Source organism: Actinoallomurus iriomotensis (assembly GCF_030269445.1).
Classification (GTDB): Bacteria; Actinomycetota; Actinomycetes; order Streptosporangiales; family Streptosporangiaceae; genus Actinoallomurus; species Actinoallomurus iriomotensis.
This window is the reverse complement of record NZ_BSTJ01000016.1, coordinates 56,486-80,992: the sequence shown is the minus strand read 5'-3', so window position 1 is coordinate 80,992 and position 24,507 is coordinate 56,486. Positions and strand designations below refer to the sequence as shown.

General features: G+C 71.6%; 22 protein-coding genes. 10 read left to right on the top strand and 12 right to left on the bottom strand.

What is annotated here, in order from left to right:
* Positions 1-170 precede the first annotated feature (170 nt).
* Positions 171-1,274, top strand: coding sequence for a PP2C family protein-serine/threonine phosphatase (locus tag QSK37_RS45140; RefSeq protein ID WP_285634316.1), 1,104 nt, complete (start codon positions 171-173; stop codon positions 1,272-1,274).
* On the opposite strand, the gene QSK37_RS45135 is transcribed toward QSK37_RS45140, so the two are convergent.
* On the bottom strand, positions 1,275-1,835 hold the full coding sequence (locus QSK37_RS45135) for a TetR/AcrR family transcriptional regulator (protein WP_285634313.1): 561 nt from the start codon (positions 1,833-1,835) through the stop codon (positions 1,275-1,277).
* A 70-nt stretch (positions 1,836-1,905) separates the two neighbouring features.
* Here QSK37_RS45135 and QSK37_RS45130 point away from each other — a divergent pair, with 70 nt between their 5' ends.
* Both QSK37_RS45130 and QSK37_RS45125 read left to right on the top strand, forming a co-directional pair.
* Positions 1,906-2,934: an amidohydrolase family protein gene (locus tag QSK37_RS45130; RefSeq protein ID WP_285634310.1), complete on the top strand. Its 1,029-nt coding sequence runs from the start codon at positions 1,906-1,908 to the stop codon at positions 2,932-2,934.
* Positions 2,931-3,629, top strand: coding sequence for an SDR family NAD(P)-dependent oxidoreductase (locus QSK37_RS45125; RefSeq protein WP_285634307.1), 699 nt, complete (start codon positions 2,931-2,933; stop codon positions 3,627-3,629). The genes QSK37_RS45130 and QSK37_RS45125 overlap by 4 nt, the downstream gene beginning before the upstream one ends.
* A gap of 15 nt (positions 3,630-3,644) precedes the next feature.
* Here the strand turns inward: QSK37_RS45125 and QSK37_RS45120 are convergent, their stop codons facing one another.
* Positions 3,645-4,352 carry a phosphatase PAP2 family protein gene (locus QSK37_RS45120; RefSeq protein WP_285634304.1) on the bottom strand — a complete coding sequence of 236 codons (708 nt, stop codon included), beginning with the start codon at positions 4,350-4,352 and terminating at the stop codon, positions 3,645-3,647.
* A gap of 9 nt (positions 4,353-4,361) precedes the next feature.
* A complete protein-coding gene (locus QSK37_RS45115; RefSeq protein ID WP_285634301.1) occupies positions 4,362-7,577 on the bottom strand; it encodes a sugar transferase in 3,216 nt (1,071 codons plus the stop codon).
* Positions 7,578-7,824: 247 nt separating this feature from the next.
* On the opposite strand from QSK37_RS45115, the gene QSK37_RS45110 reads away from it, so the two are divergent.
* The gene (locus QSK37_RS45110) at positions 7,825-8,355 is read left to right on the top strand and encodes a cysteine hydrolase family protein (protein ID WP_285634298.1); all 531 of its coding nucleotides are present in this window, start codon (positions 7,825-7,827) and stop codon (positions 8,353-8,355) included.
* A 4-nt stretch (positions 8,356-8,359) separates the two neighbouring features.
* Positions 8,360-9,271 carry a GlxA family transcriptional regulator gene (locus QSK37_RS45105; protein ID WP_285634295.1) on the top strand — a complete coding sequence of 304 codons (912 nt, stop codon included), beginning with the start codon at positions 8,360-8,362 and terminating at the stop codon, positions 9,269-9,271.
* 17 nt (positions 9,272-9,288) lie between these two features.
* On the opposite strand, the gene QSK37_RS45100 is transcribed toward QSK37_RS45105, so the two are convergent.
* The 6 genes from QSK37_RS45100 to metX form a co-directional block, all read right to left on the bottom strand.
* Positions 9,289-9,948, bottom strand: a complete 660-nt coding sequence (locus tag QSK37_RS45100) for a methionine ABC transporter permease (protein WP_285634292.1) — start codon at positions 9,946-9,948, stop codon at positions 9,289-9,291.
* A 1-nt stretch (position 9,949) separates the two neighbouring features.
* Positions 9,950-11,026, bottom strand: a complete 1,077-nt coding sequence (locus QSK37_RS45095; RefSeq protein WP_285634290.1) for a methionine ABC transporter ATP-binding protein — start codon at positions 11,024-11,026, stop codon at positions 9,950-9,952.
* Between the two features lie 51 nt (positions 11,027-11,077).
* Entirely contained in the window at positions 11,078-12,034 is a 957-nt protein-coding gene (locus QSK37_RS45090) for a MetQ/NlpA family ABC transporter substrate-binding protein (RefSeq protein WP_285634287.1), read from the bottom strand.
* A gap of 294 nt (positions 12,035-12,328) precedes the next feature.
* The gene (locus QSK37_RS45085; protein WP_285584216.1) at positions 12,329-12,811 is read right to left on the bottom strand and encodes a CoA-binding protein; all 483 of its coding nucleotides are present in this window, start codon (positions 12,809-12,811) and stop codon (positions 12,329-12,331) included.
* Positions 12,808-14,157, bottom strand: a complete 1,350-nt coding sequence (locus tag QSK37_RS45080; RefSeq protein ID WP_285634284.1) for an O-acetylhomoserine aminocarboxypropyltransferase/cysteine synthase family protein — start codon at positions 14,155-14,157, stop codon at positions 12,808-12,810. The genes QSK37_RS45085 and QSK37_RS45080 overlap by 4 nt, the downstream gene beginning before the upstream one ends.
* A gap of 19 nt (positions 14,158-14,176) precedes the next feature.
* Positions 14,177-15,388, bottom strand: a complete 1,212-nt coding sequence (gene metX / locus QSK37_RS45075; RefSeq protein WP_285634282.1) for a homoserine O-acetyltransferase MetX — start codon at positions 15,386-15,388, stop codon at positions 14,177-14,179.
* Between the two features lie 82 nt (positions 15,389-15,470).
* Between metX and QSK37_RS45070 the strand changes: the two genes are divergently transcribed.
* Genes QSK37_RS45070 through QSK37_RS45060 form a run of 3 tightly spaced genes read left to right on the top strand, consistent with a single transcriptional unit; the run spans position 15,471 to position 18,866 of the window.
* Entirely contained in the window at positions 15,471-16,019 is a 549-nt protein-coding gene (locus QSK37_RS45070) for an OsmC family protein (RefSeq protein ID WP_285634279.1), read from the top strand.
* Positions 16,016-17,269, top strand: coding sequence for an NAD(P)-binding domain-containing protein (locus QSK37_RS45065; protein ID WP_285634727.1), 1,254 nt, complete (start codon positions 16,016-16,018; stop codon positions 17,267-17,269). The genes QSK37_RS45070 and QSK37_RS45065 overlap by 4 nt, the downstream gene beginning before the upstream one ends.
* Before the next feature lie 7 nt (positions 17,270-17,276).
* Positions 17,277-18,866 carry an AMP-binding protein gene (locus QSK37_RS45060; protein WP_285634276.1) on the top strand — a complete coding sequence of 530 codons (1,590 nt, stop codon included), beginning with the start codon at positions 17,277-17,279 and terminating at the stop codon, positions 18,864-18,866.
* Here QSK37_RS45060 and QSK37_RS45055 read toward each other — a convergent pair.
* Positions 18,828-19,364 (bottom strand): dihydrofolate reductase family protein, encoded by a 537-nt coding sequence (locus QSK37_RS45055; RefSeq protein ID WP_285634273.1) that lies wholly within the window; start codon positions 19,362-19,364, stop codon positions 18,828-18,830. The genes QSK37_RS45060 and QSK37_RS45055 overlap by 39 nt on opposite strands.
* Before the next feature lie 63 nt (positions 19,365-19,427).
* Positions 19,428-20,384: an AraC family transcriptional regulator gene (locus tag QSK37_RS45050; protein ID WP_285634271.1), complete on the bottom strand. Its 957-nt coding sequence runs from the start codon at positions 20,382-20,384 to the stop codon at positions 19,428-19,430.
* 311 nt (positions 20,385-20,695) lie between these two features.
* Between QSK37_RS45050 and QSK37_RS45045 the strand changes: the two genes are divergently transcribed.
* Positions 20,696-22,126 carry an RNA polymerase sigma factor gene (locus QSK37_RS45045; protein WP_285634268.1) on the top strand — a complete coding sequence of 477 codons (1,431 nt, stop codon included), beginning with the start codon at positions 20,696-20,698 and terminating at the stop codon, positions 22,124-22,126.
* Between the two features lie 354 nt (positions 22,127-22,480).
* Here the strand turns inward: QSK37_RS45045 and QSK37_RS45040 are convergent, their stop codons facing one another.
* Complete coding sequence (locus QSK37_RS45040) at positions 22,481-22,801, bottom strand: hypothetical protein (RefSeq protein WP_285634265.1); 321 nt, start codon at positions 22,799-22,801, stop codon at positions 22,481-22,483.
* A gap of 788 nt (positions 22,802-23,589) precedes the next feature.
* On the opposite strand from QSK37_RS45040, the gene QSK37_RS45035 reads away from it, so the two are divergent.
* Complete coding sequence (locus QSK37_RS45035; RefSeq protein ID WP_285634262.1) at positions 23,590-24,390, top strand: helix-turn-helix transcriptional regulator; 801 nt, start codon at positions 23,590-23,592, stop codon at positions 24,388-24,390.
* Positions 24,391-24,507 lie beyond the last annotated feature (117 nt).

Sequence of the window (24,507 nt, the reverse complement as noted above, 5' to 3'; positions counted from 1 at the left end):
CGTGGGGCCAATGCGAAATGTAATCGCGGAGTCCGGCGAACGTAAAGTGCCGTCCGGCGCGCCGACGGTGACGTGACGCCACGGCGTCCCTGTGGCCGGTGTGGTGCGCGTTCCGCCGTCGGGTGCCTCCCGGCGGCTTGGCGCCTCGGCCCATGAGGTAGGCAGAGAAGATGCGTCTTACCTGGTACGCGGCTCTCCGGCGGTCGTGGCGCCCGGGTCCCGCCCTGCTGGTGATCCCGCTCGTCGTGATCGTCGTGATCGTCGTGACCGACGTCGCGATCGGTCCCGGCATCCACTTGGGGCCGCTGCTCATCGTGGCCCCCGCGATTACGGCGGCCTTCGCCGGACCCGGCCTGGTCGCCCTGATCGCGGTCGTCGCCGTCGCCGGTGAGCTGGTCACCGTACTGATCGAGCGCGGGGCCGGGACCATGGAGAACGAGACGCACATCGTCGCCCTCGCGGTGGTCTCGGCCCTGATCGTGTTCTTCGCCACCGTCCGGGAACGGCACCGGCGCCAGCTGACGAAGGTCCGGGAGGTGGCCGAGATCGCCCAGCACGCGCTGATGCGCCCGCTGCCGGAGCGCATCGGCCCGCTGCGCATCGCGTCGGTCTACATCACCGCCGAGCAGGAGGCGCAGATCGGCGGCGACCTGTACGCGGCCGCCCGGATCCGATCCGGAACGCGCGTGATCGTCGGCGACGTCCGGGGCAACGGCCTGGCCGCCATCGACACGTCCGCCCTGGTGGCCGGGGCCTTCCGCGCGGCCGCCCACCAGCAGGCCGCGCTGCCGGAACTCCTCGACTTCCTGGACAACGCCGCCTGCTTCGAGCCCGCCAAGCAGGACACGGACGGAACCGACGCCGAGGAGTGCTTCGTCACGGCCGTGGCCGTGGACATCCCCGACGACGAGCCGATCGTGCACATCATCAACCGGGGACACCCGGCGCCGCTGCTGCTCAGCGGCGACCGCGTCGTCGAACTGGCGGCCCGCGAGCCCGCCCTCCCGCTCGGCCTGGGCGGCCTGGCCCGTACCGGGGGGAAGGCCGATTCCTTCCCGTTCGCACCGGGCGACCTGCTCCTGCTCTACACCGACGGGGTGATCGAGGCCCGCGACGCCGGCGGCCGTTTCTACCCGTTGGCCGAACGCGTCGCCGGCTGGCCGCGCACCGACCCCGGAGGCCTGATCGCGCGCCTGCGCGACGACCTCACCGCCCACGTCCGGGGACGCCTGGGCGACGACGCCGCCATGATCGCGATCCTGCGGTCCGCCTGATCAGCGGGCGGGCCTGACGTCCTCGTCGAGGGCCGCGGTGAGCCACGGACGGACGGTCGTCTCGATCTGCGGCCCGGAGATCTCGGCGAGCGCGTCGAGCCGGAGGAAATGCCGCGCGATCGTGAGCCCGAGGATGCTGCTCACGGTCAGCGCCGCCCGCAGGTCGGCGTCGTCGCCACCGCCGGCGCGCGCGAGGTTCGCGACCCGCTCGTTGAGGAAGTCGCGCATCGCCTCGGTCGCCTCCGGCGCGGTGAGCATCGACCGGACGAGGGCGCGGGTCTCGGGCGGGAGCTCGCCCAGGCGGACATCGAGGACGTCGAAGAGGTGTCCGGCGACGTCGTCGCCGGTGCTCTCCCGGGGCAGCCGGATCGCGATGGCGAAGAGGTCGTTCTTCGAGCCGTAGTGCTGAATGACGAGAGAGGGATCGACCCCGGCTCGTTGCGCGATCGAGCGGACGGTCGCCCCCTCGAGTCCGTGTTCGCCGAACTCGGTCTGAGCGGCCTCGAGGATCCGCTGTGCGGTGGCGGCGCGTCTGGCCGCGCGCGTCTTTGGTTCATCCACGCCTCTCACTCTACAGTCGTTGAGTGAAAGTGCTAGGCTCGCTCAACAGAACATGAGCCAAAGGAGCGCGATGAGAGTCGTCACCATCGAGGAGCACTGGACCACCGAGGGGATCGACCGGGCGCTGCGAGCCCGGCCGGCGGGCACGAGAGACGAGAGCGTGGCCCTGAACGACCGGGGGGACATTCCCGCGCGGCTGTTCGACATCGGTGAGCAGCGGGTGGCGGCGATGGACGCGGCGGGCGTCGACGTTCAGATCCTCTCGCTCGCCCCGCCGGGGACCCACGGACTCCCGGCCGGTGAGGCGATCGAGCTGAGCCGGGACGCCAACGACCGCATGAGCGAGGCGACCGGTCGCCACCCGACCCGTCTGCGGGCGATGACGACGTTGCCGATGTCGGACCCGGACGCGGCGGTGGCCGAGCTCGAGCGGACCGCGAACGACCCCGGTCACGTGGGGATCATGTCCTACGGCCGCAGCGGCGAGCGCCCGCTGGACGACCCCGCCTACGACGATCTGCTCGCGGCCGCCGCCGCCCTGCGCCGGCCGGTCTTCCTCCATCCCCAGATTCCCCCGGACGCGGTCCGCGAGGCGTCCTACCGGGGATTCGACGCGACCCTCGACCTCGCCCTGGCCACCTTCGGCTGGGGATGGCACCTCGAGGCGGGCACCGCGGCGCTCCGCCTCATCCTGCGTGGCGTCTTCGACCGCCACCCGGACCTGCAGCTCGTTCTGGGGCACTGGGGCGAGATGCTGCTGTTCGCGCTCGACCGGGTCGACAGCCTCTCCACCATCGCGACCCACCTTGAACGGCGCGTCGCCGAGTACTTCGCGACCAACATCCACATCACGACCAGCGGCATGCTGTTCCCGCGTCTGCTCCGCCACGCGCTGGACTTCACGAGCGTCGATCGCATCCTGCTCTCCGGCGACTATCCCTTCCACCGGCTCGACGCCGCGGCCGTCACCGGCTTCCTGCGGACGCTTCCCGACCCCGAGGACCGGCGGAAGATCGCTCACGCCAACGCCGAGTCGCTCTACCGCCTGCCCTCATCCGCGGCGGACGACCAGACGGCACGACTCCAGGGACGCTCATGAGCTCGAAGAACGCCACCGTGCTCCTGATCGGCGCCTCTCGCGGCCTGGGCCACGCGATCGCCGCGGAGTACGTCGACCGCGGATCGCGCGTCGTCGCCACGGTCCGCGGTACCGGGCGCACCGCGCTGCACGAGCTGCGGGACACCGCCGGCGGGCGGCTGGAGATCGAACACGTCGACATCAACGCGCCCGAACAGGTTCAGGCCCTCCGCGACCGGCTCGGTGCCCGGACGTTCGACCTGCTCTTCGTGAACGCGGGCGTCACCAACCGCCCGGAGGAGACCACCGCGGACGTCACGACCGAGGAGTTCACCCGCCTGATGGTCACCAACGCGCTGAGCCCGATGCGGGTCATCGAAACGCTCGGCGGGCTCGTCGGCCCGGACGGCACCATCGCGATCATGTCCTCCGGCCAGGGCAGCATCGCCAACAACGAGCGCGGTGGCTTCGAGATCTACCGGGCCAGCAAATCCGCCCTCAACCAGCTCATGCGCGGCTACGCCGCTCGTCACCGCGACGACGGCCGGACGCTGCTGCTCATGGCGCCCGGCTGGGTCAGGACCGAACTCGGCGGCCCGGACGCCCGCCTCACCATCGGCGAGAGCATCCCCGGCCTCGTCACGACCATCGACGCCCAACGCGGCCGTCCCGGCCTGCGTTACCTGGACTACCTCGGCCGGACCGTCGCCTGGTGAGCGGCAGGGGCGTGCTCAGGTACGGGCCCTGGGCTCCCGGTCGCGGGGCCGTACGGCCGGCAGGCGCGGGACGACCAGCGCCGCCAGGCCGAACAGCACGACCGTCAGCAGCCATCCACCGGCCACGTCGGTCGGCCAGTGCACCCCGAGATAGATCCGGGTGAGCCCGACGGCCGCCGCCCACAACGCGAGAAGGCACACCGCGACCGTTCGGGGCCGGCCGCCGTGGTGGCGGCACAGCGCCCAGATGAGCAGCCCGGCCGCCGTCGCCGAGGTCACCGTGTGACCGGAGGGAAAGGCGAACCCGGAGGCGTGGACGGCCCAGTCGGCCGCCGGAGGCCGTCCGCGGCCGATGGCGGTGGCCAACCCGAACCGCGCGAGCTGGACGACCAGCAGGGTCAGCATCGCCGCGGCGGCGGCCAGCGCCCGCTCGCGCGTGCCGCGCCTGGTCAGCGCCCCGGCGACCAGCGCGAGCAGGTACGGCACCACGCCGACGCCGGTGGCGGTGAGAGCGGCCGCCGCCGCCCTGGCCGCGCCGGGACGATGGGCGACGCTCCAGCGATGCAGTGACAGGTCGGGGGAGAACGGCCGGCCGTGCCGGACCACGACGGCGGTGAACAGCGCCACCAGCAGCACGGCGGCGACCGCGACCGTGATCGTCCCCGCCCGGGCGAGCGCCGGCGCGCGGACCGGCGGTGCGGTGTCGGCGGCTCGGGTACGCATCGCTCGACACTACCGCAGACGTACTACACCGGTAGTATTCGCGTCCGCGCGGTGCCGGCCGGCGACGATCTCCCCGATCCGGGCCAGCGTGGGAGTGTCGCTCGTCCAGTACTCACGGTGTGCCTCCCGGCTCAGTCCGCCGAGGTACCAGGGGCCCCGCGTGCCCGGGGCCGACCGGAACGTCGTGGCCCCGAAGCGGCGGCCCGCCGGTTGCGGACCGTGGAGGCCGAGGGCCCGGATGAAGTCCCACCGGGCGATCGTGGCGTGGACGTAGTAGCCCGTGTCGCCCGGGGGCACGGCGGCCAGGTGGAGCCGGCCGGCGTGGGCGGCTCCCACACCTGGGGCGGCGGTGAACACGACGTCGTCGGCGTTCAGGACCCCGTCCCGCGCGGCATGCCCGATGACCACGCTTCCGTAGCTGTATCCGATCACCGTGTGGTGCGAACGCGGCCCCTGGTGGGTGACGCGCAGGCCGTCCTGGAACCGGTGGAGCCGGGGCGCCGCGGCGTCCGCGAACCGGCGGCTCATCGCGTTGACGAGCGTGCGCGGAGCCGGGTAACCGGCCCAGGCGATCACGGCGGTCGACGACGAACCCGCCCGCCACGCGGAACGCGCGATCGCGTCGGCCACGCGGATGTGCGCCTCGGCGTTGCCGAGCCGCGCCTTCGCGCCCGGAACATAGGTCGCGACGTTCGCGGCGGTGTCGGGATTCCCGAACGCGATGACGACCCGTCCGGTGCCCTCGGTGTCGAGCGCCAGCAGGTACGGCCGCGGATGGTCGACGCTCGGCTGCATCGCCAGCCGGTCCCGTACGGCGCGGAGGCCGCCCAGCCGGTCCTCCAGGTCCCGTAGCCGCGCGGCCTCGCCCGGCCGCCCCGAGGCCAGGACGCGGTCGCGTTCCTCGACCAGGCGGATCTCCTGCTCGGAGAGGACCGCGCGGTTCGCCCGGTCCCTGACGACGACGGGTATGCCGTCCAGGGCGCCGATGCGGGCTGCGTGCCCGTGGAGGAACGACTGCCGCCGATCCGGCGTGAGCGCGTCCCACCATCTCTTGACGTCGGCGGGCAGGCCGGTGACGACGTCTCCGTCCGGGGAGACGCCGTGGTGCGGTGTGCTCACGGCGTCGCTCTCCGGCGTCGCACGCGCGGACGTGTCATCGTGCGTCTCGGGATGCCCGGCGAAGACGCGACCGCCGGGGATGGAGCTCCGCCGTGCGCCGTCCGGCCGGTCCGCCTCCGCCGGGGGAGGGGCGTGATCGGCGTCGGCCCGTACGGGGTGGGCCTCGGACGCGGGCGGGCGGTGCCCGACGAACGTCAGGCCGACGTTCAACGTCGCCTTCACGATCTTCCGATCGAGTTCGGGGCTGGCGTTGTGGAAGTACTCGATGTCCAGTTCGGCCCGGCGGAGCAGGTAGGCGTCGGTCTGGGGGGCGAGATGGACGCTCTCGTTGCCGAACATGCTGATCAGGCCGGGCCGGCTGCCCGTATAGGCCGCGTACCACTCCCGGAACCGGTCGGGGCCCAGGACGCGGGCCATGGTCTCGATGTCGCCCGCCAGCAGCGGGCGCGGCCCGACGAGCGACATCTCCCCCTTGGCGATGTTCACCAGCTGGGGCAGCTCGTCGATGGTGAACTTGCGGAGCACCTTGCCGACCCTGGTGGCCCGCGGGTCGCCGGAACCCAGGCTGGCGTCCGTGCTCTTGGAGCTGCTCATCGTGCGGAGCTTGTGGATGCGGAACGGCACGCCGTCCTTGCCGACTCTCCACTGCGAGAAGAACGGCGTCTTGCGGTCTTCGAGGAACTTCACCGCCGCTCCGGCGGCGACCGGCACGCCGGCGACCGGACCGAGCGCCATGGCCAGCCTGATGTCCTGCCGTCTCTTCCCGGGGCTGTTCAGCCAGTACGGCCCGATCCTGTCCGCGGGTGCGGGCGCGTCCGCCGCCAGGTCGGCGCCCTCGCGGTTCCGGCCGAGCGTCCTGTGCACCGCTTCGACGCCGGCGCCGACGAAGGCCATGCCGAACCCGTTCTCGGCCGCGTGCCTCCACCCCCAGCCGTCGCCGCTCGCCCGTCCGGCGGCCGCCGTCGCGACGGTCGCCACGGCGCCTCCGACGACGAAACGGGGCGCGATGCCCTTCCACGCCGGAGACTCCACGGCGTCGGCCAGGGCGGTCAGCGCGGGTGCCCGGCGCAGCAGCGCGGGCAGGCTCGCGTGCGCGCCGCCCATCAGGCCGCCGGCGATCGATCCCTGCCACAGTGCCCGGGCCAGCTCGGCCGGTTCGACCGTACCGATGCGGAACAGCTGGTCGATGACGTCCAGGCCGCCGGTGAACGCGGCGCCGAGCGCCGCCTCGCGGATCGTCAGCAGGATGATCCGCAGGGCCAGGCCCTCCAGCCGGATCAACGGCGCCAGCACCGTCTCCGACAGCGGACCGAGGACGCTCGCGGCCGCGACCAGGGACACCACGAACGTCGCCGAGGCCACGAAGTGCCACCGCGCCTTGACGGTCGCGCCGGCCGACGTCCGGCAGTACCCGGCGAGCCGGTCGCAGCGGCCCTTCAGCTCCTCCAGGAGGCCGTCCTCGCCGTGCACGACCCGCGCGGCCGACCCGAACGCGTCCGTGGCGGCCCCGTCTCCGCTGCCCGTCACCCGCCCGGCGTGCGCGGCGACGTCCACGGCCGCCCGATCGACCACGGCCGCCATCGCCGTCGCGGCGTCCCGCATCGTCGCCATCCCGCCGAGGTCGCCGTCCGGCCACGCGTAGCCGAGTCCCACCGCCTCGAAGAACCATCTCGCCGCGCGGACGACTCCCGGGGCGGGCACCGTCGACGGCAGGTCCTCGGGCCCCTCCGGCGGCCGGTACTCCCGCAGGGAGACCGGTGTGCCGGGCGACGGCGGCGCCGGGCGCCGCTGGACGCCCAGCCCATCGACGATCACGCCGTCCGCCTCGACGTAGCGGCCGCCGGCGTCGACCAGCCCGGCTCCCATTCCCCGCAGCAGGTTCACGGCGGCGGTCAGATCGGTCAGCAGGTCGTCGCGCAACCCGACGAACCCGGGTGAGCGCCGGTCGCCCTCGTACAGACTCCGCCCGAGATCGTCCCGCCCGAAGGGCCGTCCGGCCATCGCCCGGGAGAACGTGTCCACTCCGTGCGCCAGGTCCTCCGAGACGTCGGCGACGCCTCGTCCCGCGCCCAACCAGATCTCAGGTGTGACGCTGAACCCCGACATCAGGCGACACGAAGGGGAGCGCCGGTACCGGTGACCGCGGTGCCGCCGGGCCACTCGATCCGCTCGTCAGAGAACATCGGGCGCCGCACGGTCACCTCCGTGATCATCTCGGACAGGCCGCTGCGCACCTTAGCGGAACGTTCCTCCTCTCTTCCGGCGTGCCGGCGTCCGGCGCTGACCGGATCGTTCCGCCCTACGTCCGGATCGGGCCTGCCGCTCCAGTGCCTCCCCTCGTCAGAGTGGAAGCATGAATCGAGCGCTTGTCGTGGTGGATGTCCAAGAGTCCTTCCGGGCCCGCTCGGAGTGGGCCCGGATCGCCGATCCGAAGATCGCGGAGCCGGTCAACCGACTGGTCCGTCTCGCCCGCGCGAGCGGTGACCTGGTGGTCTGGGTGCTCCACACGGAGCCCGGCAGCCAGGGCGTGTTCGACCCGGCGCAAGGCCACGTGCGGCTGCTGGAGGAGCTGGAGCGGCCTGAGCCCGGCGAGCCGGTGCTCCACAAGACGTCGCACAACGCCTTCACCACCACGAACCTGCAGCAGTTGCTGACCGAGGCCGGCGTCCGGGAGCTGATGCTGTGCGGCATCCGCACCGAGCAGTGCGTGGAGACGACCGCCCGGGTCGGCAGCGACCTCGGGTACCGGGTCGTCTTCGTCACCGATGCCACCACGACCAACCCGCTCGGCGGGCTCACCGCCCAGGAGATCATCGAGCGTACGGAGACGGTGCTGCGCGATCGGTTCGCCCGGATCGCCACGGTGGCCGAGCTGGGAGCATGATGGCGTGAGGCATGTCGTGTTCGTCCTGCTGCCAGGGGTCCACCTGCTCGACCTGGCGGGCCCGGCCCAGGTGTTCGATACGGCGGCGCACTTCGGGCAGCCTTACCGGCTCGGCTATGTGGCCGAACGGGAGCAGGTCCCCAGCGCCCAGGGCCTGCCGCTGACCGCGGACGTCCGGTGGCCTGTCCTGGGCGCCGACGACCTGATCGTGGTGCCGGGCTGGCGGGCGGCCACGCTGCGCGAGGGACCGGGGCCGAGCCCGGCCTGCGTGGAGCGCCTGCGCGCTCACCACGCCGCCGGGGGGACCGTCGCCAGTGTCTGCGCGGGGGCGGACGCCCTGGGCCGGGCCGGTCTGCTGGACGGGCGCCGGTGCACGACACACCATCAGCACCAGGACGAGCTGGCGGCCCGGTATCCCCGCGCGACGGTGGTGCGGGACGTGCTGTTCACCACCGACGACGGCGTGATGACCTCGGCGGGGATCGCCAGCGGCATCGACCTGGCGCTGCACCTGCTGGCCGTCCGGCACGGCCCGGCGTTCGCCGCCCGGGTGGCGAGGGACATGGTCATCTACGCTCGCCGCAACGGCCACGAGCCGCAGGAGAGCGCCATGCTGCGGCATCGCTCGCACGTGGACGACACCGTCCACCGCACCCAGGACCTCATCGACGACCGCCTCGCCGAGCCGTTGCCGCTGGCGTACCTGGCCGCCCGTGCGGGCGTCAGCGAACGCACCCTGACGCGGCTGTTCAGCCGCGCCACGGGCGGGCTGACGCCCCTGCGGTACCAGCAGACGCTCCGGCTGGAACGCGCCCAGCACCTGATCGACCACGGAACGACGATGGAGGCCGCGGCCCGCGAGGTGGGTTTCGACGACGCCCGTATGCTCCGGCGCCTCCGCGCCCGCGTCACATGACTCACGGACCGCTCGGGTCAGCGGCGTAGCGCGCGGCGGGCGAGCCGGTTGCCCAGGAACTGGCCCGCCTGGACGATGACGATGATCGTGGCGACGGTGATGTAGACGATCGGCCAGTTGTACCGCTGCGACCCGTACGTGATGGCGAAGTCGCCGAGGCCGCCGCCGCCGAACAGCCCGGCCTGGGCGGACATGTCGACGACCGCGACGAAGATGAACGTGTAGCCGAGGACGATCGGGCCGAGTGCCTCCGGGATGAGCACCGTGACGATGATGCTCACCGGCCGGGCCCCGGCCGCGCGCGCCGCCTCGATCACGCCGGGGCTCACCGTCAGCAGGTTCTGCTCGACGATGCGGCTGACCGCGAACGCCGCGGACAGCGACAGCGCGAAGGTGACCGCGTTCGTGCCGATCGTGGTGCCGATGGTGTGCAGCATCAGCGGCTGGATCGCGGTGAGGAAGATGACGAACGGGATCGGCCGTACGACGTTGACGAGGATGTTGGCGACGACGTACACGGGCCGGTTGGCCATCAGGTTGCCCGGCCGGGTCGCGTACAGGACGAGGCCGATGGCCAGGCCGAGCACACCGCCGGCCACCACGGAGATGAGCACGATGTAGAAGGTCTGCCCGATCGCCTCGCGGAAGACCGGCAGGTTGGCGATGAACTCGTGCATCTCAGTCCTCTTCCACCAGCTCGACGCCGTCGGCCCGCAGTGCCGCCAGCGACGCGTCCACGGCGCCCGGTGGGCCGGTCAGCTCGAAGGTGAGGCTCCCGACCGGCCGGTCCTGCAGCTCGCTGATGCCGCCGAAGACGATCTCCGCCGCGACCTCATGGCGCAGGAACGTGCCGGCCAGCGCGCTCTGCAAGCCGCTGCGGTCACGCACCCGGACGGTGACGAGACGGCCGGAGTGCGTGCGCCGCAGCCGCGCGAGCGTCGCGGCCGACGGCCGATCGCGCAGCGTCGTGCCGACGAAACGGGCGGCCGCCTCGGTGCGCGGATGCGCGAAGACCTCGTACACGCTCCCGGACTCGACGAGCTCGCCGTCGTCCAGCACCACCACCCGGTCCGCGATGGCGCGGATGACGTCCAGCTCATGGGTGATGATGACGATCGTGACGCCCAGCTCACGGTTGACCCGCCGGAGCAGAGCGAGCACGTCGCCCGTCGTCTCCGGGTCGAGCGCGCTCGTGGCCTCGTCGGCGAGCAGCAGCGAGGGCTCCGTCGCCAGGGCGCGGGCGATCCCCACCCGCTGCTTCTGCCCGCCGGACAACTGCTCCGGATGGTCGTGGGCGCGGTCGAGCAGCCCCACGAAGTCCAGCAGCCGCGCCACCCTGCGGTCGCGTTCGGCTCGCTCGACACCCGCGACCTTGAGCGGGTACGCGACGTTGCCCGCGACGGTGCGCGACTGGAACAGGTTGAACTGCTGGAAGATCATGCCGATGTCGCGCCGTACGCCGCGGCGTTCGCGTTCGGACAGGGCCGTGAGCTCGTGCGGCCCGACGTGGACCCGCCCCTCCGACGGCGTCTCCAGCCCGTTGATCAGCCGTACCAGGGTGCTCTTGCCGGCGCCGGAGTGCCCGATGACGCCGAAGACCTCGCCGCGGGCGATCTCGAGGCTCACGTCGCGCAGGGCGGTCAGGGGCGCGCCGCGCCGGCCGTTCGCCGGGAAGCGCTTGGTCACGTGCTCGAAGCGCACGTACGCTTCGGCGGCCGAGCCGGAGGGCTCGGCGTCGCTGGTGGTGACGGACATCATCGCGGCGGTGGCCCGGCACCGTGCGGTCCCGGGCCACCCGTCCCCTCTCTAATTCCCGGCCGCCCGGGCCTGGGCCTCGACGGTCTTCAGCTCCTGTTGCAACGTCGCCGCCGGAACGTCGCGGAACACCGCGGTGCCACCGTTGGAGGCCTGCACGCCCTTCTCCACCGAGGGGTCGTGGTACAGCGCGGCCACTTTCAGGTACGTCGGGTCGTCCTTGTCCGCGGCGCGGGCGACGAAGATGTTCACGTACGGGGCGGCGATCGGGCTCGCCGGGTCGTCCTGGAAGATCGCGTTCGTCTTCGGCAGCTTCGCGTTCGTCGCGTAGTTGTTGTTGACGATCGCCGCGGCGGCCGAACCGGTCAGCACGGCCCGTGCGGTCTGCGACGCGTCGAGGGTGACCACGTCGACCCGGTGCGACGTGATGTCGGAGACGCTTGAGAACGCCGTGCCGCCGTTCTTCAGCGTCACGAGCTTGGCGGCCTGCAACACCAGCAGCCCGCGCGCCTCGTTGATCGCGTCGTTCGGGACGGCGACCTTGGCCCCGTCCGGCAGCGCGTCCGGCGTGCGGTACTTCAGCGAGTACAGCGGCAGCGGGTAGACCGCGGTCGCGCCGATGGGCTGCAGGTCGTCGTGCGCGGTGACGTTGTAGTTCGCCAGGTACTGGATGTGCTGGAACTCGTTGAGGTCGAGCTGCTTCTCCTTCAGCGCGGGGTTCGGCTGGCTGTAGTCGTTGAAGTTGACGTACGTCACCGTGACGTTCAGCCGCTTCTTCGCCAGCGCCGCGAACGTCTTCCAGTACGGCTCGGACGCGTCGGCGACGCCGACGTGCACCGTCTTCGCGTCGCTGGATCCGCCGGTGACGCCGACGACGATCGCGACGACGACGATGACGGCGACGACCACGGCCGAGACGATCCAGGTGACGCGTCGCCCGCCACCGGACCGGCGTTCGGGCAGGCGGGGCTCTTCCACCGGGTCGCCGGCTGTGGGGGATTCGGACATGACAACCTCCGGGGGTTCATCGATGAGGGGGGATCGCGTGGGTCGGACACGCGAGGGGCGGCACGGCGTCGTCAGGAGTGACGCCGTGCCGTTCTCATCGACAACAGAGGCAGCTTGCGACCTGGGCGTAGTCGATCACGCGCCGGATGGTCAGCCGCACCTCACGCAGGGGCGGCACCCCGGGCCGGCGAGGCCTTGACGTCGCCGGTGGCAGCGGACCGAAAAGCATGGTTTTCATGCTATTTAAGTAGGTAATACCTCGGCAAGTGGTTATCCGGTGGAAGGGTGCCGGAGCTACTGGAGCCCGGCGCGGACGGACGTGATGCGCTGCGTGTTGAAGCCCAGCCAGTGCATCCGGCCCACGTAGCGCGCGTGCTCGATCTTCAGGCAGCGGTCCATGACCACCGTCACGCCGCCGTCCTCGGCGATGCGCGCGCCCTCCTCGTTGATCACGCCGAACTGGCACCAGAGCGCACCGGCGTGGATCTCCACGGCCTCCCGCGCGATCGCCGGCAGGGCGTCCGGCGCGCGGAAGACGTTCACGACGTCCACCGGCACGGGCACGTCCAGCAGGCTCGCGTAGGACCTCTCCCCGAGGATCTCCGTCTCGCGGGGATTCACCGGGATCACGCGGTAGCCGTGCCGCTTGAGGTAGTAGCCGACGAAGTGGCTGGCCCGCAGTTCGTTGCTCGACAGGCCCACGATCGCGATCGTCCCGGCGGTGTGGAGCACGCGCTGGATCGTCAGCGGGTCCTGGTATCGCGTCGGATCGGTCATGACTTCGCCACCTTCCCTCCCGCTGCCGATTCCGCCGCAAGGGCGACGTGCGCGAAACCCTGCTCCAGGTCCCAGATCAGGTCGTCGACGGACTCGGTGCCGACCGACAGCCGCACCGTACCCGGACCGACGCCGGCCGCCCGCAGCTCCTCGTCGCTCAGCTGGCGGTGCGTCGTGCTGGCGGGGTGAATGACCAGGCTCTTCGCGTCCCCGACGTTCGCCAGGTGCGACCAGAGCGTCACGCCGCCGATGAGGCCCTGCCCGCCGGCCCGGCCGCCGGCGCAGTCGAAGGAGAACACCGCGCCCGCGCCGCGCGGCAGGTACTTCTCCACGAGCGGCCGGTACCTGCTCCCCGGCAGGCCCGGGTAGGTGACGTTCGACGCCAGCTCGTGCGACTCGAGGAACTCCGCGACCGCCCGCGCGTTCTCGACGTGGCGTTCCATCCGCAGCGACAGCGTCTCGAGCCCCTGCAGGAACAGGAAGGCGTTGAACGGCGACAGCGCACCGCCGAGGTCGCGCAGCGTCTCGGCCCGGAGTTTCATCAGGTAGCCGTACGTCCCGAACGTCTCGTGGAAGCGCAGGCCGTGGTAGGCCGGCGACGGGTCCGCGACCACGGGAAACCGCCCGTTGGACCAGTTGAACGTGCCGGCCTCGACGACGACGCCGCCGATGCTCGTGCCGTGACCGCCGATGAACTTGGTCGCCGAGTGGATCACGATGTCGGCGCCCCACTCGATCGGGCGGCACAGGTACGGCGTCGCGAACGTGTTGTCGACGACCAGCGGCAGCTCGTGCTCGTGCGCGATGGCCGCCAGGGTCTCGATGTCCAGGACGTTCCCGGCGGGGTTGCCGATCGTCTCGCCGAAGAACGCCTTGGTGTTCGCGCGGACCGCCTTCCGCCACGCCTCCGGGTCGTCGGGATCGACCCACGTCAGCTCCACGTTCATCTTGCGCAGCAGGTGCTTGAGCTGGTTCACCGTGCCGCCGTAGAGCGCCGAGGACGAGACGACGTGGTCGCCCGGCTGCAGCAGCGTGAAGAGCGCGGCCGCCTGCGCCGCGATCCCGCTGGCGAACGCCACCGCGCCGGAGCCGCCCTCGAGGTTGGCCACCCGCTCCTCGAAGACCGCGACGGTCGGGTTCATGATGCGCGAGTAGGTGTTGCCGTACTCCTGCAGGTTGAAGTACGCCGCCGCGGACTCGGGGTCCTCGAACACGTAGCTGGTCGTCTGGAAGATCGGCACCGCACGCGCGCCGGTGTTCGGGTCGGGCCGTTGCCCGGCGTGCAGCTGCCGTGTCTCGAATCCGAACGCGCGCGCCTCTTCGGCGCGGGATGGGTCGTGGGTCACCAGGTCATCTTCCTCGACGTCATACGGTCCCGCCTACATTCAGGAACCGGCGGATGATGGGCGTCTGCCGTGCCTCCTCGAGGAGGAAGCAGTCGTGGCCGTACGGCGCCTCGATCTCATGGAACTCGACCGGCCTGCCGAGCGTGCGCAGTGCCTCCTCGATCTCCCTCGACGCGGACGGCGGGTACAGCCAGTCGGAGCTGAAGGCGATCAGCAGCGTCCGCGCCGAGACGCCTTCGAGCGCCCGCGTGAGCGATCCGCCGCCGTGCTGCCGCGCGAGGTCGAAGTACGTGAGCGCGCGTGAGGTGTAGAGATAGGTGTTGGCGTCGAAGCGCTTGACGAACGACTCGGCCTGGTGGCGCAGGTAGCTCTCGACCTCGAACTCCGGCTCGGTGATCGTGTAGCGCAGGTCGTCGGCGAACTGCAGCCGCCGCCCGAACTTCTCCTCCAGCGCCGGCGCGGACAGGTACGTGATGTGGCCGACCATCCGCGCCACCCCCATGCCGGCGTCGGGCGCGCGGCCCGTGCCGTGGTAGTGGCCGCCCTGCCACGCCGGGTCGCGCATGATGGCGTCGCGGGCGATCGCGTTCCAGGCCACGCCCTGCGGATGGAGGGCGTGCGTACTGGCGATCGCGACGACGGCGTCGACCTGGCCGGGGTAGCGGATCGCCCACTCCAGCGCCTGCATCCCGCCGAGCGAACCGCCGGCCACCGCCGCGAGGCGGTCGATGCCGAGCGCGTCCAGGAACGCGCGCTCGGTCCGCACCATGTCCGCGACCGTCAGGACGGGGAAGTCGGCGCCGTACGGACGGCCGGTCGCCGGGTCGATCGACGACGGTCCCGTCGTGCCGCGGCAGCCGCCGAGCAGGTTCGTGGAGACGACGAAGAAGCGGTCGGTGTCGAACGCCTTCCCGGGGCCGATCATCCCGTCCCACCAGCCGAGGCCCCGGCCGGCCGTGCCGTCGCGGTCCTCGGCGCCGAACCCGTCGCGCGTGCTCTCTTCCGGCGGTGCCTTGGCGAAGCCCGCCGCGTGGGCGTCGCCGCTCAGCGCGTGGCACACCAGGATGACGTTGTCGCGCTCGGGCGACAGGACGCCGTACGTCTCGTACGCCACGCGGACCGGGTGCAGCTCCCGCCCGCAGTCGAGCCGCACCGGCTCCGGCAGGTCGAGGTATCGCGTTTCGACCGTGCCGGCCGAGCCGGCCGCGAGTGTCGAGACAGGCTTCGCCATGGGGGCTATGGTGCCCGGCTTCTCCGGTGTATTGTCAAGCATTCCGGTAGGAATACGGGGAGCGAGAGAGGCGTCACACACCATGACCACGGTCGTCAACGGAGTCAACGTGCAGGCACTGCTCGACGCGCGTGAAGCGCTGAAGGGCGCGCCCGAGGCCGCGCAGTTCACCTGGCGGGCGTCCTCGACATGGCAGAACGGGGTCCACAGCAGGACGACGATCCAGAACTTCTTCGGCCTCGGCCAGGAGCAGAGCCACAAGACCGAGGCGGTCTTCGACGCGGACCACCCCGAGGTCTTCGCGGCGGAGGACAACGGCATCACGCCGATCGAATACCTCCTCGTCGGCCTGGCGAGCTGCCTGACGGCGGGCGTGGCGTCCGTCGCGCAGAACCGCGGCATCCAGCTGCGCTCGGTCGAGGCGACGGTCGAGGGCGCGCACGACATCCGCGGCATCCTCGGTGTCGACAGCGACGTCCGCAACGGGTTCAACGACATCAAGGTGACGTTCACCATCGACGCGGACGCGTCGCGGCAGGACATCGAGGCGCTGGTGGCCCAGTCCCAGAAGCGCTCCGCCGTGTTCGACGCCCTGACGAACCCGACCGACGTCACCGTCGAAGTCGCCTGAGGGGCCGAGCCATCGAACGCGTCACGACAGTCGTCATCGGCGCGGGGCACGCGGGCCTCGCCGCGAGCCACTTCCTCGGCGACCGGTCGATCGACCACGTCGTCCTGGAGCGCGGCGAGGTCGCGAACTCCTGGCGGCGCGAACGCTGGGACTCGCTGCGCCTGCTCACCCCCAACTGGCAGAGCCGCCTGCCGGGCCACCGTTACGATGGCCCGGACCCCGACGGCTACATGACCATGGGGGAGGTCATCGAGTTCATCGAGCGCTTCGCCAAGGTCTCGGACGCTCCCGTCCGTACCGGCGTCGACGTCACGTCGGTGCGGCGTGCCGGCGACGGATACCACGTGACGACGAGCGGCGGCGAGATCCGCTGCCGGACGGTGGTCATCGCGAGCGGCGCCTGCAACCGTCCCACGGTGCCGCCGTTCGGCGACGCGGTGCCGGCGTCCGTCGAGCAGCTGACGCCGTTCGACTACCGCGGCCCCGACGGGCTGCCCGACGGCGGCGTGCTGGTCGTGGGAGCGTCGGCGACCGGCGTGCAGCTGGCGGCCGAGCTGAGGCGGTCGGGCCGGCCGGTGACCCTCTCCGCGGGCGAGCAGGTGCGGCTGCCGCGCACGTACCGCGGACGCGACGTGCTGTGGTGGATGGACGCCTCGGGGCTGTGGGACCAGCGGTACGACGAGGTGGACGACCTCACGCGGGCCCGGCGGCTGCCTTCGCCGCAGCTCGTCGGCGCTCCCGAGCGGACGACGCTCGACCTCAACGCGCTCATGTCGATGGGCGTCGAGCCGGTGGGCCGCTGGGCGGCCGTACGCGACGGGCGCGCGCTGTTCTCCGGCGGCCTCCGCAACGTGTTCTCACTCGCGGACCTGAAGATGAACCGCCTGCTGGACACCTTCGACGAGTGGGCGCGGACGCACGGCCGTGACGCCGAGGTCGCCCCGCCCGAACGCTTCGCGCCGACACGCGTGCCCGAGTCGACGCGGCTGCGGCTCGACCTGCGCGGTGGAGAGATCGCCGCGATCGTGTGGGCGACCGGGTTCCGGCCCGACTACGGGTGGCTCGACGTGCCCGTGGTCGACGAGAAGGGCCGGCTGCGCCACGAGGGCGGCGTGGTCGACAGCCCGGGCCTGTACGCGCTCGGCCTGCCGGTGCTGCGGCGCCGCAAGTCCACCTTCATCTACGGCATCGAGGACGACGCGCGCGAGGTCGTCGACCACCTCGCGCGCCACCTGGCCGTACGCCCGTGAGGCATCCGTGCCCGAGCTGAGCCCCACGCGGCACGTGGACACCTTCACCAGGGACCGGATCCTCGCGGTCGATCCCTGGCCGGATCTCCGCCTGCCGGGCCCGTGGGGCGGCGACTTCAACGCGACCACGCTGTTCGTCGACGGGCCGGCGGCGGCGTATCCGGACCGGACCGCGCTGATCACGGACGCGGGCGAATGGACGTACGCGGAGTTCGCCGCCCGGGTGAACCGTTCCGCCCGGATCCTCGCCGAGGACCTCGCGCTGCGGCCCGGACAGCGCGTGCTGCTCCGTGGCCGCAACGGTCCGTGGTTCGCGGTCTGGCTCCACGGCGTCCTGAAGGCCGGCGGGGTGGTCGTGCCGGTGTCCGCGCGGCTGCGCTCCGCCGAGATCGCACAGATCGTGGACATCTGCGAGGCGTCGTTCGTCCTGTGCGACGCGGCGGACGCGGACATCACCGCCGCCGTTCCGATCCTCACCTACCCGGATGATCTGCACCGCCGGGCCTCCCGGCGACCGGACGCCTTCGACACCGTCGCGACGGCCGCCGACGACGTGGCCCTCCTCGCCTTCTCCTCGGGGACCACGGGCGTCCCCAAGGCGACCATGCACTTCCACCGTGACCTCGCGTACCTGACCCACCCGGCGCGGCGGGACCTGATGGGCGTGCGTCCCGGCACGCTCATCGCCTCGAACCGGCCGATGACGTTTCCCTACGCTCTGGTGGGCCTGTGCATGATGCCGCTGAGGTACGGCGCGACCGCCCTCGCCCGTCACTTCGACGACGTCGCCGAGTTCTTCGCCGCGGTGGAGGACCGCGACGCCCGGATCGTGCTGTCCGACCCCGGCTCCTACCGCGCAGCCGAAGCGCCTCCCGGCGGGGAGCGTGCCTATTACAGCTGCGCCGAGGCGCTCTCGCCGACCGTCGCCCGCCGCTGGCACGAGCGTACGGGCAGTGTGCTGCGCAACGCGCTCGGCGTGACCGAGCATCTGTGGCTCGTCACCGGGGCCACGCCGCTGGGAGACCGGCCGGGCTCGGTCGGGGTACCGCTGCCGCGATACGACGCGGCGGTGTTCGACGCCGCCGGCGACCCGTGCGGGCCCGGCACCCCCGGCCGGCTGGGCGTGCGCGGGCCGACCGGCGTCCGCCTGATCGACCCCGAGCAGCAGCGGGCGGCCGTGCACCGGGGGTACACGCTCACCGGCGACTGGGCGCACCTGGACGCCGACGGATATGTCTGGTTGTACGGCCGCACCGACGACATGGTGAAGGTGAGGGGGATCCTCGTCGCCCCGGCGGAGATCGAGAACGTGCTGCTCGCCCATCCCGCCATCGGCGCGGCCGCCGCACTCGGCCTGCGGGACGCCGAGCGCGGCGATCGGATGCACGCGTACGTCACCCTCAGGTCGGGCGCGGACGCCGACGCGGTGATCCGGGAGGTCCGTTCGGCACTGGACGCGCGGCTCGCCGACTACCGGCGGCCCGAGCGGCTCGAGGTGCTCCCGGAGATGCCGTACGGGCCGACCGGCAAGATCGACCGCAGGGCCCTCCGGGAGCGGTCAGGTCGTCCGCTCGTAGGCGAGGAGCACGACACCTAGGTCGAAGGCCTTCGTCTCGCGCAGGCGCCAGTGCTTGAGCTCACCGTCGTCGGGGAACAGCCGTTTGCCGCTCCCCGCCACGACCGGATTGATCAACAGCCTGAGCTCGTCGAGCAGTTCGTGCTTGATCAGACTGTTGACGAGCTCACCGCTGCCGTAGATCAGGATGTCCTTGCCCGGCTGCTCTTTCAGCTTGGCGACCTCGGCGACGTCGCTGATCACCTCGGCGTTCCAGGCCGGCTCGGTCAGCGTGGTGGAGACGACGTACTTGGGATAGGCGTTCATCCGTTCGGCGAATCCGCGCTCATCGGTGATGTTCGGCCATGCCTGCGCGAAGCCCTCGTAGGTCTCGCGGCCCAGCAGCAGGGCGTCGCACGCCTTCAGCTGCGCGAGCGCGTACTCCTCGACGCTGTCGTCGGGGGTGGGCAGGGACCACTTGTACGGGGCCTCCACCACGCCGTCGAGGGAGATGATGATCGATGCGATGGTCTTTCTCATGGCCGTAACGCTAGGCGGGCGGGCCGGTCCGGCCCCAGGTCCTCATCCGCCACGAAGCGGTCCTCAGGCGACAGCGCTCCAGCGGCGCATCGCCTTGCGCAGCGCGCGCGCATCGGCGTACGCCAGCCGCGCGGCGACCGACTGCATGGTGTGCCGCTTGTCCCGCAGGAGAAGTTCGGCCAGCTCACGCCGGACCGCGTCCACCTCTTCCCGCCAGCCCGTCCCCTCCTCCTCCAGCCGGCGCTGGAGCGTGCGCGGGCTCACCATGAGCCTGCGGCCGACCACGTGCTGGGAGAGCTCCCCCTCGGCCATGGCGTCGGCGATCGCGGACCGGACCTGGTCCAGCCATCCCGGAGCCGGGCGGGCGGCGGCCGCCATGAGCTCGGCGTTGCGGCGCAGGATCCCTCCCAGGCGCAGGTCCGCACCGGGCAGCGGCCGCTCGGCGTCTTCGACGCGGAAGCTGATCTCGTTGTCCCGCGCACCGAAGTCCACCCGGTCCGTGCCGAACAGCTCGACGAGATCGCGGTGGCGGCGCGGCGCGGGGTTGGCGAACTCCACACGTACCGGTGTGACGGCGCGGCCGGTGGCGGTGCGGACGTACCAGAGGTGGCGGGACAGGACGAACTCATGGTTGGCCGCCGCGGCCGCGGTCTGGTTGATCGCACCCTGCCAGCGGAGCGTCAGCGTCCGGCCGTCCTCGATCACCTCGGCCCGCGTGCCCGGGTCGGAGATCACCTTGCGGTGTTCGACGCCGTTACGGAAGGCCTCCGCGACGGTCCGGCTGTTCACGATCACGTAGTCCCAGACGCCGAGGGCGCCCAGCGGGGCCGCCTGCGCGAGCCGCGCGCCGGTCCCGGGCCTGGTGTCGGCTTCGAGCAGGCGTTCCCAGAGCCGGGCCAGCGTGTCGGTCGGCAGCCGCAGCAGATCGTCGCCCGGCAGGTCACCGGGGAGCCCGTGGACCAGCGCGAGTTCGGGCCGGGACAGACCACAGCTCAGCGCCGCGTCCAGGACGAGACGCACCAGATGGGCACCTACCGTTGCCTCCGCCATAGTGCCCGTAGCATAGACAGCCGCTCGCGCGTGCCGCGACGCCGCGAGTCCGTGTTCATCCGGGTCACGGGATCCGGAGATCGTGGTCCTGGGCGGCGGTTTCTCCTGCTCGGCCGGCGGAGCCGCGCTCCGCCCCGGCGTCTGGAGCCCTGGCCCGTCATGCGGCCTGGTTGGACAGTCGCCTCAGAGTCGGCCAAATTGGGACAGTAGCCTGTAAACCAGAGTTCCCCTTGGGGCGTCGGAACACTCCTGCGAGCCCTGAGATCCGTCAGGAGGACCACGTGCCGGGCTGGCCGAGTATCGACAGGGCCGAGGACGAGCGGCTCGCGCAGTCGCTGTGGGCGGGAGAGATGACCGCCCTGCCAGAGATCTACGACGCCTACGCGCCACGGCTCTTCGACTACTGCCACGTCCTCCTGCGTGACGAGGAGGCCGCCGGGCTCGCCTTGCACGACGCGCTGATCACCGTACAGGAGCGCATCGGGGACCTGCCGGACGTGCGGCTCTTCCGCGGCTGGCTGTACGCCGTGACCCGCCGCGAATGCCTGCGCCGGCGGGCGCAGGACGACCTGCCGGCCCACCGGCGGCCGGCGGCCGAGGCGGACGGCTTCGGCGGCGACGACGCGATCCGCCGACTGGTGCACACGGCGCTGCTCGTACTGGACGGATCCCAGCGCGAGGCGCTCGACCTCTCGCTCCGCCACGAACTCGACTCCCACGAGCTCGCCGAGATCCTGTCCGTACTGCCGCACGAGGCGTCCGTACGCGTCGCGCAGGCGCGTCAGGACCTGGACCACGCGTTCACCGCGGTGGTCGTGGCGGCGACCGGCCGGAAGGAGTGCCCGAGCGTCGCCGAGATGGCCGGCTCGATCGACGAACCGCTCGACGCCGACGCGTACGGCAGTATCGCCCGGCACATCGCGAACTGCCGGACCTGCAGCGCGCACGGCAACCGCAAGGTCGCAACCGCGCGGCTGTTGGATGAGATGCCGACGGCCGCCCTCCCGGCCGCCTTGCGTGCCCACGTGCTGAACACCGCCGTCGCCTCGGAGTCCGCGAACCTCCGCCACACGATCGCGCTGCGCGCCGAGCCACCGGCCGACGGTGAACCCGGTCCCGAGCCGCAGCGACGCAGGCGCTCGACGCCAGGGCTCGTACCCGCCATCGTCGCCTGCTGCCTCCTCATCGTCGGCGGGATCCTCCTGGTGCGACCGGGCTCCGGACAGAGTGATGTCGACGGCGAGCAGGCCATCGGCGCGTCGGAAAGCCCTGGAAGCGCCGCCCCCGGCGGGGCGTCGCCCTCCGACTCCGCGATTCCCAGCCCCAGCCGTACGAGCGGTGACGGCGGCGGGAGCAAGGACAACAGCACGGCTGTCGCCAGGCCGAGCAGGACCCCGGCACCCACGCCGCCCCGGCGTTCGCCGACGCCGCCTCCGCCACCCCCGCAGCGGCCCGGCACACTGTCGGTGTCGGGCTGCCGGATGAACGACGGCGACCGCTGCTCGGCCACGGTGACCGCGAACGGCGGCCCGGCCGAGTGGAGCGTGACGGGCACCAGCCCGAACGTCAGCGCCAGTGGCAGCGGCACACTCACGGCCGGACAGACCGCGTACGTCACGGTCACCCGTCGCGACATCATCTGCCTCGGCGGCGGCAGCGGCTCGGTGTCCTTCAACTCAGGCGCACACGCACCGGTCACCTGGGACTGCTGAAGCCCAGGCGGCGCCCTTCGGAGCGTCCAACCGGACCTGGCCCGGTCGGCCTCTTGCAGCCACAGCTCAGCCGCGCCGACGGACGATCTCCCGCATCCCTACACAGGGGCGCGGCGGACGGGATGGACAGGTGCCGGATCGCAGGACCGCCGATCGCACCGGTTCCGCCTGTGACGAGCACTCTCATACCAAAATCGCAATCCGGCAACCGTCGTTCGGCGGCGAATCTCGAGAGTTCCGCTCATGGTGCAATCCGGATTACGGGCTGAAGCGTCCAAGGGCGTCGAAAGAGGAGCCGCGCGGCGCGCGCATGCGACTGACCACGCCGAATGAACGAATCGTCGGCAGCTCTGGTCATGGCGCGGTGGGAGGGTCCGGCCGGCGGGTTCGGATGCGAACGGCACGGTCGGTGGCCACGTTCGCTTCGATCAGTGGCCAGGGCGGTGCGACCGCAGCCCGGTAGTGCGCGTGCAGCGCCCGGCCGACCGTCGTGCGGATTTCGTCATCGCCGTCGGCCAGGCCGCGGGCCCAGACCGAGCGGCCCTGCTGGCTCTGCAGCCGGGCGAGCTGGTCAGCTGAGGCGAAACAGTGCGGCATCGCGTGGTACTGGGCGTTTAAGCCATGCCTGAAAGGGTCTGTGGAGCGGCCGTACTTTGGCGCATGTTTGTCGAACACGCAGCGTCGGCCGCAGAGGGCCGGCCGAACAGGAGAGCGTGATCAGGACGGCGTGACGCGCTGTGGTCAGAGAAGAGATCAGGCACATGAGATCGAGTACCAGGAAAGCCGTAGTCGGCTTGGCGGCCGCGGCGGCACTCACCGCTTCCACCGTGGTGGCAACGTCCAGTCCAGCCGGCGCCGCGTCGTGGAATGGGTGCAAGGCAGGTTATTCGTGCTACTGGGGTAACACAGGCACCGGAGGCGTTCCGTGGCTCGCCCCATCGCCCGGGTGGCACACGCTCTATTTCCACGTCTACTACCTGTGGAACCGAGGAGGTTCGCAGGTCTGGTTCTACAACTCAAAAAAGGCAGACCCTAATAAGTGGGACGGCCCTTACAAGATCGGTTACCAGGGCAGCGTCTCCGATTACCTGGCCGAGCAGGTTTACATCGGGAACCGCTGACCAAGCCCAACGAGGCGAGGCCCGTTCAAGGGAGAGATCCGGGGCGGCGAAGGCCGACCCCGGATCGGATCTTCCCCCAGGTCGTTCAGTCGTGGAGTGCTCCACCTTCACCACCGTGGCCTGGCCGCTCCCCACGCGGGGTGGGACGACGACGGGATGACCGGGCCGGGCGATGCCGCGCGCGCCCAAGGGTGAACGATTGCGTGTCTGGTCCTGTTCGGTGGGGCGGTGGCTGACGGCCGCTGCGCTGGTAGATGCTGAGGTCATGGGCTGCACGGAACGGCCCGCATTACCTCCCCGGTAATCGCCGGTGGTCACCGGGCTGGATAGCGTGCGGGCACTATGGTTACCGCAACCGCCACCCGGCCCGTCGGGGATCTGCTGCGTGACTGGCGTCGCCGGCGCAGGCTCAGTCAGCTCGAACTGTCCAACGAGGCGGGGATCTCCACCCGTCACCTCAGTTTCCTCGAGACCGGGCGCGCCCGGCCGAGCCGGGACATGGTGCTGCGGCTCACCGAGCGACTCGACGTGCCCCTGCGCGATCGGAACGGGCTGCTCATGGCGGCCGGGTTCGCGCCCGTCTACCGGGAGCGGTCGATCGACTCGCCCGAGATGCGACCGGCGCGGCAGGCGCTCAACCGGGTCCTCGACGGGCACGAGCCGTACCCCGCCCTCGTCGTCGACCGGCTCTGGAACCTCGTCATGGCGAACGAGGCGGCCATGCTCTTCCTGGAGGGCTTGCCCGAGGACCTGGTGCGCCCGCCGATCAACATCCACCGTCTCGCGCTGCATCCGCGGGGGCTCGCCGCGCGTGCGGTCAACCTGCCGGAGGTGCGGGCGCATCTCGTCGCGCGGATGGCGCGGCAGGTCGCGCTGACCGGTGACCCGCAGCTCACGGCCCTGCACGAGGAGACCCGGGCGTACGGCGGCGACGATGACGGCCCGCACGAGCCCTCGCACGACATCGCGCTGCCCACCCGGCTGCGGTACGACGACCAGGTGCTCGCCTTCTTCAGCACCGTCACGACCTTCGGCACCGCCGAGGACGTCACCCTCGCCGAGCTGGCCATCGAGGCGTTCTTCCCCGCCGACGACGAGACCGCCGCCTTCCTGCGACGACGTGCCGAGGCACGGCACGGCTGAGAATCGACCAGCGGATCCGCGCGGGTGATCCGGCGTTCGAGGTGCACCGCGGGGAACGGCACGCCGATGGATACCGGGAAGACGTTCGGTTCATCCCGGGCGAGCGCGAGGCGCTTC